The organism is Vibrio sp. A1-1, assembly GCF_021728175.1.
Classification (GTDB): domain Bacteria; phylum Pseudomonadota; class Gammaproteobacteria; order Enterobacterales; family Vibrionaceae; genus Vibrio; species Vibrio diabolicus.
The window spans coordinates 579254-592200 of sequence record NZ_JAKKCL010000002.1 but is presented as its reverse complement, the minus strand read 5'-3'; the positions used below and the strand labels follow the sequence as shown (position 1 = coordinate 592200).

Sequence of the window (12947 nt, the reverse complement as noted above, 5' to 3'; positions counted from 1 at the left end):
ACAGGTCGCGCACTATATCACGCTTTGATTTTTAAATTGCCAGCTTAATATCAGGAGAGCAGGTTTCTAAGCTCAACTGATGAATAGTTGGCCATACAGACTCGTCATATTGAGTTTTGGCTTTTATCTCTGCTTGAGCCAACAAGGAGAGCAATGCACAAATACGACTCGCCGATAAGCGGGTCAGTGCTGCGTTATAGAGTGGACGCTTGTTTTGCCAAACTCGATATTTCTCAAATACCTGGTTCATTCCCATTTGAGTTAAGTCTTGATGCATATTTAAAAGTTGGCTCAACTCTTTTTGTACACTTCGAATCAAGATCACGGTCTCGACCCCTTCCGCCTCAAGTTGGCGAAGAATACGTTGTGCACGGTTTGCTTTACCTGCCAGTAAGGCGTCGATCCAGTTAAACGTAGTAAAGTGATTATGGCGACTTAGGGCTTCCTCTAAACGTATGATGGTCAGCTCACCATCCGGGTAGAGTAGGGCCAATTTCTCTAAGCTTTGTGTCAATGCAAAGAGGTTACCTTCATGCCATTGAGCCAACATTTGCAGTGATTGTTGATCGGGTTTTAGGCCCAACGTGCGGCAACGTGCCTGAATGAACATAGGTAAGCGTTGTAGATCTGGCGACAAACAGCTTACCCAGTCGCCTTTTGAGCTTAATGCTTTGAACCATTTCGCATTTTCTTGGGCTTTGGTCAGTTTGCTACCAACAATGACGAGCATGATGTCATCATGCAGCATATCACACAGTGTTTGCAGCTCTTTGCTGACGGCTGTTGTCACGCCACTTTCAGGAATTTCAAGCTCGATCAATTGACGGTTTGAGAACAGGCTCATTGCTTGGAAGCAATCGTAAACTTGATTCCAGTCGATGCTTGCGTCTACCGCAAAACGGTGTTTTTCCTCAAAACCTTGTTGAAACGCTGCCTTTTGGATTGCTTGGCGGCTCTCTTGAATCAGTAACGGCTCATTCCCAAAGATTAGGTAAACTTGTTTAACGTGTTTAGTTAAATGATCCGTTAATTTATCGGCATAAATTCGCATAGTGATTAAGAGTTTGTGTTCGCTGGCTCAGAGATTTGTCCTGCTTCATATTCGGCACGGATACGACCCAACTGGCGCATCATTTGTTTTGCAGCTTGCAAGCGCATCTCGTCTTCAATTACGTCACGCTCAACAGACTTTGCAAGTGCCGTTAACGGGTTGTCTAGGTAGTTGCGGTTTACTGTTGTCGTAAAGTTTTTAGAGCCATAGCCAGGAATCGTCACACGGTATTTTACTACGTATGTCAGCTCTTTTTCTGCTGCACGGCTATTTTGATACAGAGACAGTGTACGCTCATCGATAGTCGCTTCCGTCAAATGAAGGTTGGGTACAGTCGATGATGGTTGAACAAGTTCAACTTTGTTCAGTTCGAGTTGAGAGCGTACATAGCGAGTCAATTCACTGTATTCATCGTAGCTGGAGAAAGACATAGTGTGCAGCTCTTCCGGTACGGAATACTCGCCGCGAAGGTGAAAACCACAGGCAGAAAGAAGCCCCGCTAATACCAATACCACTGGTAGTTTAATCAAAGAGAAAAAGCGCATTGATTGTATTCATCCTAAATTGAAGGGGTTATTTACCTTAAACCACTCATGTGAATGGTTTGAGGTAAATAAACAGGGTAGCGAACTACCCTGTTTAATGACTCTTGGTTAACAAATAAGTTCGTAAACAGAGACAAATTGCAAGCTGTGATTAGTTTGCAACAATGTTCAGCAGTTTACCTGGAACGTAAATAACTTTACGAATAGTCAGGCCATCAGTGAACTTAACCACGTTTTCGTCGTTTAGACCAAGCTGTTCGATATCGTCTTTAGAGATATCCGCTGGGACTGTTAGCTTCGCACGTAGCTTACCGTTAACTTGAACAACGATAGTTTTTTCGTCTTCAACTAGCGCCTTTTCGTCAAACGTCGGCCATGCAGCGTTATCAATGTCTGTTTCACCTAGTGCTGTCCATAGCTCGTATGAGATATGCGGAGTGATAGGGTAAAGCATGACAACAATAGCTTTCAGTGCTTCGTCAAGGATTGCACGATCTTGCGCAGATTCTTGAGGCGCTTTCGCTAGTTTGTTCATCAGCTCCATGATCGCTGCGATCGCGGTGTTGAATGTTTGACGACGAGCGATATCGTCCGTCACTTTCGCGATAGTTTTGTGAACGTCACGGCGAAGTGCTTTTTGATCACCAGAAAGCGCTGCGGTATCTACTGCTTCTGCTGCGCCTTTCGCTGTGTGCTCTTTCACTAGTTTCCAAACACGTTTCAGGAAGCGATTCGCACCTTCTACGCCAGACTCTTGCCATTCAAGTGTCATGTCCGCTGGAGACGCGAACATCATGAATAGACGTACTGTGTCAGCGCCGTACTTGTCTACCATTTCTTGAGGGTCGATACCGTTGTTCTTAGACTTAGACATCTTGATCATGCCTGAGTGCGTTACATCGCGACCTTCAGTGTCTTTAGCAGAAGTAATGCGGCCTTTACCATCACGTTCAACGGCTACGTCTGTTGGAGCTACCCACTCTTTACCGCCTTTCTCGTTCTCGAAGTAGAACGCGTCTGCCAGTACCATGCCTTGACACAGTAGCTGCTTGAACGGTTCGTCAGACGTTACGTAGCCCGCGTCACGTAGCAACTTGTGGAAGAAGCGAGAGTACAGTAGGTGCATACAAGCGTGCTCGATACCGCCGATGTACTGGTCTACTGGTAGCCAGTAGTTTGCTTTTTCTGGATCTAGGATGTCGTCTGCTTGTGGTGAACAGTAACGCGCGTAGTACCAAGACGATTCCATGAACGTATCGAACGTATCTGTCTCACGTAGAGCAGGTTCGCCGTTGAATGTGGTCTTCGCCCATTCTTTATCTGCTTTGATTGGGCTGGTTACGCCGTCCATTACCACGTCTTCTGGAAGAATCACTGGTAGTTGGTCAGCGGGTACTGGGTGAACTTCACCGTCTTCAGTCGTTACCATTGGGATTGGTGCGCCCCAGTAACGTTGACGAGATACACCCCAGTCGCGTAGACGGAAGTTTACAGTCTTAGTGCCTTTACCTTCTGCTTCTAGCTTTGCTGCAATTGCATCGAACGCCGCTTGGAATTCTAGGCCGTCGAACTCACCAGAATCGAACAGTACGCCTTTCTCAGTGTATGCTGCTTCAGAGATGTCTAGCTCGCTGCCATCAGCAGGCTTGATAACTGGCACGATGTCTAGACCGTACTTCGTTGCGAACTCGTAGTCACGTTGGTCGTGTGCAGGTACTGCCATTACCGCGCCTGTACCGTAGTCCATCAGTACGAAGTTTGCTACGTAAACAGGAACTTCACGGCCGTTCAATGGATGAATAGCAGTAAGGCCAGTAGCCATACCTTTCTTCTCCATTGTCGCTAGCTCAGCTTCTGCAACCTTGTTGTTCTTACATTCGTCGATAAACGCTGCAAGCTCTGGGTTGTTCTCTGCAGCAAGAGCTGCAAGAGGGTGGCCGGCTGCGATGCCCACGTAAGTCACACCCATTAGCGTATCTGGACGTGTTGTGTAAACTTCTAGGTCTTGTTGACCCTTAACTTCAAACTTCAGCTCAACACCTTCAGAGCGGCCAATCCAGTTGCGCTGCATGGTTTTTACCATTTCAGGCCAACCTTCAAGCTTATCTAGGTCGTCTAGTAGCTCTTGAGCGTATTCAGTGATTTTGATGAACCATTGAGGGATTTCTTTTTGCTCTACAGGCGTATCACAACGCCAGCAACAACCGTCTTCAACCTGCTCGTTTGCAAGAACAGTTTGGTCGTTAGGACACCAGTTAACAGAAGAAGTCTTTTTGTAAACTAAACCTTTCTCGTAAAGTTTAGTGAAGAACTCTTGTTCCCAGCGGTAGTACTCCGGTGTACATGTTGCGAACTCACGGTTCCAATCGTAACCAAAGCCTAGAAGCTTAAGTTGGTTCTTCATGTATTCGATGTTTTCGTAAGTCCAAGGTGCTGGCGCAGTTTTGTTTTTTACTGCTGCGTTTTCTGCTGGTAGACCGAATGCGTCCCAACCGATTGGTTGCATCACGTTTTTGCCTTGTAGGCGTTGGAAACGAGATACTACATCACCGATAGTGTAGTTGCGCACGTGACCCATGTGCAGTCGACCACTTGGGTATGGGAACATGGATAGACAGTAGAATTTTTCTTTATTTGGGTCTTCACTTACAACAAAGGTTTTGTTGTCATCCCAGTGCTTTTGAACTTTTTGTTCAATATCTTGTGGGTTGTATTGTTCTTGCATCGATGGTATCCGTTATCTTGGAATTTGTGAGTTCGGTTAGAACAGACTTAAATAGATCGTCATAGAATACCTAAAGCTAGGGATCACAACAATAGCCAATCTGTACCCATGCGCCCTTAAGTGACGCAGGTAGGAGAAAGATGGAGGTCAGTTATGCCTAAACGTAAAACAGGTTATGAGGAAATGCTCGAGGATGTGATTGAAACCTTGAAGCACAGTCCGGAAGAAGTTAACAAAGCGATTGAGACGTCGGGCAAAGTGGTGGATGCTGCTAATGACTTGACCAAAGATGAATTAGCTTTAATCAAAGCATACCTTAAAGCAGACTTAAAAGAGTTTTCAGAGAGTTACGAGGATAGCAAAAGCGGCCCGTTTTACTTAACGATTGCGGACTCGATATGGCAAGGGTTGTTAGAGATTACAGACCGAACTAAAGTTGAGTGGGTTGAGTTGTTCGATGACTTAGAGCATCAAGGGCTATATGAAGCAGGAGAGGTGATAGGCTTAGGTACCTTGGTCTGTGATGAGTGTGGTCACAAGACAACGTATAACCACCCAACTGTAATCATTCCGTGTATTAAATGTGGTCACAAAGGCTTTACTCGCCAGTCATTAAAGCCATAAATGGCGCGTAACGACTGTATAGTGCTATGAATAAAAAAGAGGCTTGGTCGCCTCTTTTTTGTCTTTTCTACTTTCAAGCTGTTATCAGCTCTGTTTTCTTCTTAAACCGAAAGCCAGCGCTAAACTTAACCCAACCCAAATATACAATGGCCAAGTACCAACGATTCGATATGGCGTTTGTCCATTGGTTGGGGTGAGCTCTGCGCGCAGTACTGCAGTTTCAAACTGCGGTACTTGCTCAACGATTTTACCCTTGTGATCGGTTACCGCTGTTAATCCGTTGTTAGTCGAGCGGATGAGCGGTTTACCTAATTCTAAGGCACGCATACGGGCGATCTCCATATGCTGAAGAGGGCCGATAGAGTGACCAAACCATGCGTCGTTCGATAGCGTTAGAATGAAGTCTGTTTCGTCAGTCACATTTTGACGCACTTGCTCATTAAAGATGATCTCATAGCAAAGCGCTGGTGCCATGTGCATGCCATTCGCAACGATGTTGGGCTGCACAAAAGCCCCACGGCTAAACGACGACATCGGTAAGTTAAAGAATGGCGCTAATGGGCGCAAAATATCTTCAAATGGTACAAACTCACCAAACGGTAATAGGTGATGCTTATGGTAGCGTTCGCTCAAGTCGAAACTGTAGTCACCGTATGGTGTGATGCCAAGGGACAGGATACTGTTGTAGAACTGTCGATCTTCAGCTTGGTTGACGACACCAGTGATGATTGCGCTGTTATTCATTTTTGCTGCACTGTCGATATTGCTCAAAAATGAAGGCACTTCAATTTCAAAAGCAGGAATTGCAGCTTCTGGCCAGACGATAATATCAGCGTCCCAGTTTTCACGAGTGAGATCGGCGTATTTCATGATGGTTGGCCAACGTTGGCTTGGCAGCCACTTAAGGTTTTGGTCAACGTTACCTTGAATCAGCGCGAGCTTAGTCGTGTCTTCTGGCCGAGGTGTTACCCAATCGTAGTTTCGAATCCCAAAGCCTGTGCTGAGTAATACCGCAGGAATAATCACCATCAGCCACTGTTTATGAACCCAAGCATAGGCTAATGCCCCTGCACTAATAAGGATAAACAGAGTGAGCAGTTCCACGCCACCGATAGGCGCAAAGCTTGCTAGTGGAGCATCAATCTGGCTGTAGCCTAGCCATAGCCACGGGAAGCCGGTCATCACCCAACCACGCAACCAATCGCTGATTAGCCATAAAGCGGGCGCAGCGAGAAGCGCTTTTGTGAGCGTAAATTGAGGAAAGAGTTTGTTGTTGAGCCAAGCAAATAAGCCTGAATAAACAGCCAAGTAGGCGACAAGCAAGCCCATTAAAAATAAATTGGCAATCAGTGGCATGCCACCAAAGCCGGAGATACTGACGTACACCCAGCTAACGCCAGTTGCAAATTGACCTAACCCCCAAGCATAGCCAATCCACAGTGCGCGTTTCGGTGTTTGGTTAGCAAGAAGAATCAGTAGAATAGCTGGGCTAAGAATGGCAACAGGCCACAACTGGTAAGGTGCAAAAGCGAGCGTAGTAGAGGCGCCAACAAAAGCGGCCACTAAGGGCCGCTTGAGGCGATGAAAGAGTTCATTCATCATTATAATTTTCTGAGATTCCCAATGGGTATCGCGTTACTCTTGAGTGGCTTCAACCAGGGTTTCTTCGTCTGGGATCGTCACTTGGAGTTGAATGACACGACGGTTATCGGCAGCGGTGACTTTGAAGTTGTAACCTTCAATTTCAACCAGTTCACCACGAGAAGGTAAGTGACCAAAGGCAGTCATGACCATGCCACCAACGGTATCTACTTCCTCATCGCTGAAGTTAGTTCCAAATGTCTCATTAAACTCTTCGATGGTTGTCAGCGCTCTGACAGCAAACGTATGCTTGCTAAGCTTACGAATGTCTGTCTCTTCGCTTTCATCGAATTCATCTTCGATATCCCCGACGATTTCTTCAAGGATATCTTCAATGGTCACAAGACCAGAAACACCACCGAATTCATCGACAACAATGGCCATATGATAACGTTCTTCACGGAACTCTTTCAGCAGTCGATCAACGCGTTTGCTTTCCGGTACCACAACGGCTGGTCGAATAACTTCTTCGATATCAAATGGATTACTGCCTGAGCCTAAGTATTTAAGTAAGTCCTTCGCAAGAAGAATGCCTTCCACATGGTCTTTATCTTCGCTGATCACAGGGTAGCGAGAGTGTTGAGCATCGGTAATCAAGGCAACCAAGGTATCAAGGTCGTGAGTACGCTCAACCGTAACCATTTGCGAACGCGGGATCATAATGTCACGCACGCGCATTTCGGAGATTTCCATAACACCTTCAAGCATATCGCGGGTGTCATGGTCAATCAGGTCATTGACTTCAGAGTCACGGATAACATCCACAAGCTCTTGGCGATCTTTTGGTTCGCCCTGAAATAATTGACCTAGACGCTCAAAGAAGGACTTTCTACTCGGACCTTCTGCCTTTTCTTTCTTATCTTCGTTAGAAGAGGGAGAATTATCTTCGTTCATTGTTTCTCAATTAAGTAACGCTATCAGAAGTGTGATAGCACACATAGAGAGGCGAACACGAGAATCATTTTGGTGGTTCGCCTTTCCCTGCTGAATAGCCAATGGCTATTCTTTTTCAGCAATGTAAGGGTCTTCATAGCCCATACCTTGCATGATTTCGGTTTCGAGGGACTCCATCTCTTCGGCTTCGTCATCCTCAATATGATCATAACCTAGCAGATGCAAGATGCCATGTACAACCATATGCGCCCAATGTGCTAACAGAGGCTTGTTCTGTTCAATTGCCTCTTTTTCAACGACTTGGCGGCAAATAATTAAGTCGCCAAGTAAATCTATTTCCATACCCGGAGGGGCTTCAAATGGAAAAGACAACACATTGGTCGGTTTATCTTTACCACGATACTCATGGTTAAGCGTGTGACTTTCTTGTTCATCAACAATGCGAATGGTCACTTCGGCTTGTGGCTGGAAGAGAGGAATTGTCTTATCTAGCCACAATTGGAAATCTTGCTGCGAAGGCAGCCCTTCTTCATTTTCGACTGCCAGTTGCAGATCAAGTTCAATCGCCATGATTATTCCTTAGTGGAAGCAACTTGTGCATTCAGTTCGGCTTTCGCTGCTTCTAATAACTTCGCATCGCGTTCTTCACGACGACGCTTCTCGAACTCTTTACGCTCTTTCTGGTCTTGTGCTTCCCACTTCTCATACGCGTTAACGATACGAGCAACCACTGGGTGACGTACAACGTCGTCTGCTAAGAAGAAGTTAAAGCTGATGTCGTCGACTTCGCTTAGTACTTCAATAGCATGACGAAGACCTGATTTTGCACCACGAGGTAAGTCGATTTGCGTGACGTCACCAGTGATAACTGCGCGAGAGTTAAAACCAATACGCGTTAGGAACATCTTCATCTGCTCAACCGTGGTGTTCTGACTCTCATCAAGAATGATGAAAGCGTCGTTTAGAGTACGACCACGCATGTAAGCAAGAGGGGCTACCTCAATCACGTTACGTTCAATCAGCTTCTCTACGCGCTCAAAGCCCAACATTTCAAATAGGGCATCGTATAGCGGACGTAGGTATGGGTCGACTTTCTGGCTTAAATCACCAGGTAGGAAGCCCAGTTTCTCACCGGCTTCAACCGCAGGGCGCGTCAATAGAATACGACGGATCTCTTGGCGCTCTAGTGCATCAACTGCTGCTGCAACAGCAAGATAAGTTTTACCTGTACCAGCTGGGCCAATACCAAAAGAAATATCATGCGTGACCATATTAACCAAGTACTGTGCTTGGTTTGGCGTACGTGGTTTGATCACACCTTTCTTGGTTTTGACGAAGACTTCTTTACCATGCTCGATATTAGACTCAGTATTCTGCTCAAGAACACCAGACTCTTTAATCGCTAAATGGATCTGTTCAGGCTCAATGTCTGGGATCTCACCTCGTACAGGTGCGGTATCAACATACAGAGTTTTCAGGATATCCAGCGCAGCTGATGCGGTATGAGGTTTACCGACAATTGTAAAATGGTCACTACGGTGGTTAATTTCAACGCCTAGACGACGTTCTAAATGCTTGATGTTGTCATCGAATGGACCGCACAGGCTAGCAAGTCGGCGGTTGTCGGAAGGTTCTAGGTTAATTTCTAGAGTTACGATTTTATTACTCAATGTTGCCTCTCATTTTTTGCCACTTAATGAGAGCCTGATAACGACCAGGCTCTCCATGGCTATTTATACGAGCTTATGGCGTAAAAGTAGCTACACCCAGCTCATCTTCGCGACGTGTTTTCGCCATCATCTGCGTTGGGGAAATCACACTACGAAGATCCATGTCTTTTTCAGTACGTACTAGCTCACCACGCAGTGAGTTCGCAAATACGTCTACGATCTTCACATCAACGAACTGACCAATTAGGTCTGCACTACCTTCAAAGTTTACTACACGGTTGTTTTCTGTACGAGCGCGCAGTTCCATTAGGTTTTTCTTCGAAGGACCTTCAACTAGAACACGTTGTTCTGTGCCAAGCATTAAGCGAGAGTAACGCATCGCTTGAGCATTGATAGTTTGCTGTAGTTCGTAAAGGCGCTCTTTCTTCACTTGTTCTGATACATCACAAGGGTAATCCGCTGCTGGCGTACCTGGACGTGGAGAGAAGATGAAGCTGAAGCTCATGTCAAAGTCTACATCTTTGATTAGCTTCATGGTGTCTTGGAAGTCTTTGTCTGTCTCACCAGGGAAACCAACAATAAAGTCTGAACTGATTTGAATATCAGGACGAGCTTTACGCAGTTTACGGATGATCGACTTGTACTCGATAGCGGTGTGAGGGCGTTTCATCATAGTTAGGATACGGTCACTACCACTTTGCACAGGTAAGTGCAGGAAGCTCACAAGCTCTGGCGTATCTTCGTAAACCGCGATGATGTCGTCAGTGAATTCTAGCGGGTGGCTCGTTGTGAAACGAATACGGTCGATACCATCGATAGACGCAACCAAACGAAGCAGTTCTGCAAATGAACAGATTTCACCGTCGTGTGTTGGACCGCGGTACGCGTTTACGTTTTGACCCAGTAGGTTTACTTCACGTACGCCTTGTTCAGCAAGCTGTGCGATTTCGAACAGCACATCATCCATTGGACGGCTTACTTCTTCACCACGAGTGTACGGTACGACACAGTAAGTACAGTACTTCGAGCAGCCTTCCATAATAGAAACGAATGCTGTCGCGCCTTCCGCACGAGGCTCTGGTAGGCGGTCGAACTTTTCGATCTCTGGGAACGAAATGTCCATAACTGGTGCGTCATCCGACTGAGATTGTTTGATCATCTCAGGTAGGCGGTGCAGAGTTTGTGGGCCAAAAATAACGTCGACGTATGGTGCACGTTCACGAATATGGTCACCTTCTTGCGTTGCTACACAACCACCTACACCGATAACTACGCCAGGTTTTTTATCTTTTAGTGTTTTCCAGCGACCAAGCTGGTGGAAAACTTTCTCTTGCGCTTTTTCACGGATCGAACAGGTGTTAAGTAGAAGTACGTCTGCTTCCTCTGGCTCTTCCGTCAGCTCGTAGCCGTTTGCAGCATTAAGCAGGTCGGCCATTTTTGATGAATCGTATTCGTTCATCTGGCAGCCCCAGGTTTTAATTAGCAGTTTCTTACTCATCTCACTTTCGCTCGTTCAGTTGTACTTAAATTGGAGAGCTATTGCTCAAATTATAGCCGCCATCACGGCGGTAAGCGGCGTATTGTACTGCTTTAAAAAGCACCTGACTAGTGATCTGGCTAATTCTCTGCAAAGCCTGATGAAATCTAGTTTTTCGCCCTATGCAGAACAAGGTTTTTTGTTAAACAATTTTGTAAAAATAGCCATGGAAAGTACAATAAAAAACGCCAATTAATCAGCACGATGAAGAGTAAAAAATGAACAAGTATGACATCGCCGTGATCGGTGGCGGTATGGTTGGGGCAGCCGTCGCTGTTGGATTTGCCAAGCAGGGCAGAAGCGTTGTCTTGGTTGAAGGTGCAAAACCCAAAGCTTTTGATGCCGCTCAGGTGATGGATATTCGCGTATCTGCGATTTCGCACCAGTCGGTGGAGTTACTTGATTCACTCGGCGCATGGTCAGAAATTAAAAGTATGCGAGTTTGCCCTTATCGGCGTTTAGAGACTTGGGAGCACCCGGAGTGCCGTACTCGTTTTCACTCTGATGAACTGTCATTGGAGCAACTAGGTTATATCGTTGAAAACCGCCTAATCCAATTAGGTCTTTGGCAAGTCTTCTCTCAGTATGACAATCTAACCGTGATGTGTCCCGAGCGATTAAAAGACATTGAGTTTGCAGATGTAAACCTTGTGACACTAGAAAGTGGGGTGCAGTTTGAAGCTAACTGGGTAATTGGTGCTGATGGTGCAAACTCTAAAGTTCGTCAATTGGCTGGAATTGGTGTGACTGCGTGGGATTACCGACAACACTGCATGTTGATTAACGTGAAAACAGAATTGCCACAGCAAGATATCACTTGGCAACAATTTACTCCTTCAGGCCCGCGTTCATTTTTACCTTTGTGCTCTTTGACTAATGAAGACGGTCAAGAAGTAGGCCAAGGTTCGTTGGTTTGGTATGACTCGCCAAAACGCATTAAACAACTGTGTGCGATGGGTAAGCCTCAACTAAGGGAAGAAATCTTACGTCATTTCCCTGCTGAATTGGGCGATATTGAAGTTTTACAGTTTGGCTCATTTCCACTCACTCGTCGTCATGCGCAAAGCTACTCAAGCAAAAATTGCGTATTAGTGGGTGACTCTGCTCATACGATCAATCCGCTTGCAGGGCAAGGGGTAAACTTAGGCTTCAAAGATGTAGACGTTCTCCTTTCGGTAACAGAACAACAAGAAAAGCTGGAAGATACCTTACTCGCTAAATACGAACGTGCACGTCGACCTGACAACTTACTCATGCAGACTGGCATGGACTTTTTCTATAAAAGTTTTAGCAACGATCTTGGGCCATTGAAGTTTGTACGTAATGCTGCATTGAAGTTTGCTGAAAACTCAGGACCGATCAAGGCTCAAGTACTGAAATACGCTTTAGGTATGTAGTAAGTTACTCAATCCACAGATAGAAAAAAAGCGAGCCATGAGCTCGCTTTTTTAATTCGGCAAATCTAATGATTTCCCGAGTCCAGAACCAAAAAAAGAAAAAACCCAGCAAAATCATGCTGGGTTTTCCGATAATGGTGCGGAAGGAGAGACTTGAACTCTCACACCTTGCGGCGCCAGAACCTAAATCTGGTGCGTCTACCAATTCCGCCACTTCCGCAACTTGATCTGTAGATACCAAGATAATTGGTAAAATCTCAATATCGTTGTATATGGCAGGGCTACCTGGATTCGAACCAGGGAATGGCGGCATCAAAAGCCGCTGCCTTACCGCTTGGCGATAGCCCTACAGCGTAAATAGTCAAAGACTACTTAACCTCTCTTACCGAGAGAAAGAATGGTGCGGAAGGAGAGACTTGAACTCTCACACCTTACGGCGCCAGAACCTAAATCTGGTGCGTCTACCAATTCCGCCACTTCCGCGTATTCTGATAGTGTAGATTAATTTAAGATGGTGCGGAAGGAGAGACTTGAACTCTCACACCTTGCGGCGCCAGAACCTAAATCTGGTGCGTCTACCAATTCCGCCACTTCCGCATCTTAAATCTACGTGACCGATAGCTTATGCTAGCAATCCAATCAATGGTGGCTACGACGGGATTCGAACCTGTGACCCCATCATTATGAGTGATGTGCTCTAACCAGCTGAGCTACGTAGCCATTTTAAAACTTCGACCAAGAATGGTGCGGAAGGAGAGACTTGAACTCTCACACCTTGCGGCGCCAGAACCTAAATCTGGTGCGTCTACCAATTCCGCCACTTCCGCAACTTGATCTGTAGATATCAAGATAATTGGTAAAAT

The 12947-nt window shown here is 45.9% G+C and carries 10 protein-coding genes and 6 tRNA genes; 2 read left to right on the top strand and 14 right to left on the bottom strand.

The window, feature by feature from the left end; translation table 11 throughout:
- Positions 1–31 precede the first annotated feature (31 nt).
- The 3 genes from holA to leuS all read right to left on the bottom strand — a co-directional run bounded on the left by holA (position 32) and on the right by leuS (position 4321).
- The gene (gene holA / locus L3V30_RS06785) at positions 32–1051 is read right to left on the bottom strand and encodes a DNA polymerase III subunit delta (protein WP_104971365.1); all 1020 of its coding nucleotides are present in this window, start codon (positions 1049–1051) and stop codon (positions 32–34) included.
- Positions 1052–1056: 5 nt separating this feature from the next.
- Entirely contained in the window at positions 1057–1596 is a 540-nt protein-coding gene (gene lptE / locus L3V30_RS06780; protein ID WP_005373019.1) for an LPS assembly lipoprotein LptE, read from the bottom strand.
- A gap of 151 nt (positions 1597–1747) precedes the next feature.
- The gene (leuS, locus tag L3V30_RS06775) at positions 1748–4321 is read right to left on the bottom strand and encodes a leucine--tRNA ligase (protein WP_124008592.1); all 2574 of its coding nucleotides are present in this window, start codon (positions 4319–4321) and stop codon (positions 1748–1750) included.
- A 153-nt stretch (positions 4322–4474) separates the two neighbouring features.
- Between leuS and L3V30_RS06770 the strand changes: the two genes are divergently transcribed.
- Complete coding sequence (locus L3V30_RS06770; protein WP_005373024.1) at positions 4475–4945, top strand: zinc ribbon-containing protein; 471 nt, start codon at positions 4475–4477, stop codon at positions 4943–4945.
- 84 nt (positions 4946–5029) lie between these two features.
- Here L3V30_RS06770 and lnt read toward each other — a convergent pair whose 3' ends face one another.
- The 5 genes from lnt to miaB all read right to left on the bottom strand — a co-directional run bounded on the left by lnt (position 5030) and on the right by miaB (position 10648).
- Positions 5030–6547, bottom strand: coding sequence for an apolipoprotein N-acyltransferase (gene lnt / locus L3V30_RS06765; RefSeq protein WP_041852981.1), 1518 nt, complete (start codon positions 6545–6547; stop codon positions 5030–5032).
- 33 nt (positions 6548–6580) lie between these two features.
- Complete coding sequence (corC, locus tag L3V30_RS06760) at positions 6581–7480, bottom strand: CNNM family magnesium/cobalt transport protein CorC (protein ID WP_005384118.1); 900 nt, start codon at positions 7478–7480, stop codon at positions 6581–6583.
- 105 nt (positions 7481–7585) lie between these two features.
- Positions 7586–8050 carry an rRNA maturation RNase YbeY gene (gene ybeY / locus L3V30_RS06755; protein ID WP_237308560.1) on the bottom strand — a complete coding sequence of 155 codons (465 nt, stop codon included), beginning with the start codon at positions 8048–8050 and terminating at the stop codon, positions 7586–7588.
- 2 nt (positions 8051–8052) lie between these two features.
- Positions 8053–9150, bottom strand: a complete 1098-nt coding sequence (locus tag L3V30_RS06750; protein ID WP_005373033.1) for a PhoH family protein — start codon at positions 9148–9150, stop codon at positions 8053–8055.
- Between the two features lie 73 nt (positions 9151–9223).
- Complete coding sequence (gene miaB, locus L3V30_RS06745) at positions 9224–10648, bottom strand: tRNA (N6-isopentenyl adenosine(37)-C2)-methylthiotransferase MiaB (RefSeq protein ID WP_005391310.1); 1425 nt, start codon at positions 10646–10648, stop codon at positions 9224–9226.
- Between the two features lie 257 nt (positions 10649–10905).
- Here miaB and L3V30_RS06740 point away from each other — a divergent pair, with 257 nt between their 5' ends.
- Positions 10906–12084, top strand: a complete 1179-nt coding sequence (locus tag L3V30_RS06740) for a 2-octaprenyl-3-methyl-6-methoxy-1,4-benzoquinol hydroxylase (protein ID WP_104974402.1) — start codon at positions 10906–10908, stop codon at positions 12082–12084.
- 135 nt (positions 12085–12219) lie between these two features.
- Here L3V30_RS06740 and L3V30_RS06735 read toward each other — a convergent pair.
- The 6 genes from L3V30_RS06735 to L3V30_RS06710 form a co-directional block, all read right to left on the bottom strand.
- A tRNA-Leu gene (locus tag L3V30_RS06735) sits at positions 12220–12304 on the bottom strand.
- Positions 12305–12357: 53 nt separating this feature from the next.
- Positions 12358–12432, bottom strand: a tRNA-Gln gene (locus tag L3V30_RS06730).
- Between the two features lie 50 nt (positions 12433–12482).
- Positions 12483–12567, bottom strand: a tRNA-Leu gene (locus tag L3V30_RS06725).
- Positions 12568–12596: 29 nt separating this feature from the next.
- Positions 12597–12681: transfer RNA gene (locus L3V30_RS06720), tRNA-Leu, on the bottom strand.
- Between the two features lie 46 nt (positions 12682–12727).
- Positions 12728–12804 (bottom strand) — tRNA-Met (locus L3V30_RS06715).
- 22 nt (positions 12805–12826) lie between these two features.
- Positions 12827–12911: transfer RNA gene (locus L3V30_RS06710), tRNA-Leu, on the bottom strand.
- Between the last annotated feature and the right edge of the window lie 36 nt (positions 12912–12947).

Coding starts and splice junctions, on each gene's coding strand:
- corC (WP_005384118.1), bottom strand. CDS start 7,480: ATGAACGAAGATAATTCTCCCTCTTCTAACGAAGATAAGAAAGAAAAG.
- lptE (WP_005373019.1), bottom strand. CDS start 1,596: ATGCGCTTTTTCTCTTTGATTAAACTACCAGTGGTATTGGTATTAGCG.
- miaB (WP_005391310.1), bottom strand. CDS start 10,648: ATGAGTAAGAAACTGCTAATTAAAACCTGGGGCTGCCAGATGAACGAA.
- leuS (WP_124008592.1), bottom strand. CDS start 4,321: ATGCAAGAACAATACAACCCACAAGATATTGAACAAAAAGTTCAAAAG.
- L3V30_RS06770 (WP_005373024.1), top strand. CDS start 4,475: ATGCCTAAACGTAAAACAGGTTATGAGGAAATGCTCGAGGATGTGATT.
- lnt (WP_041852981.1), bottom strand. CDS start 6,547: ATGATGAATGAACTCTTTCATCGCCTCAAGCGGCCCTTAGTGGCCGCT.
- L3V30_RS06740 (WP_104974402.1), top strand. CDS start 10,906: ATGAACAAGTATGACATCGCCGTGATCGGTGGCGGTATGGTTGGGGCA.
- ybeY (WP_237308560.1), bottom strand. CDS start 8,050: ATGGCGATTGAACTTGATCTGCAACTGGCAGTCGAAAATGAAGAAGGG.
- holA (WP_104971365.1), bottom strand. CDS start 1,051: ATGCGAATTTATGCCGATAAATTAACGGATCATTTAACTAAACACGTT.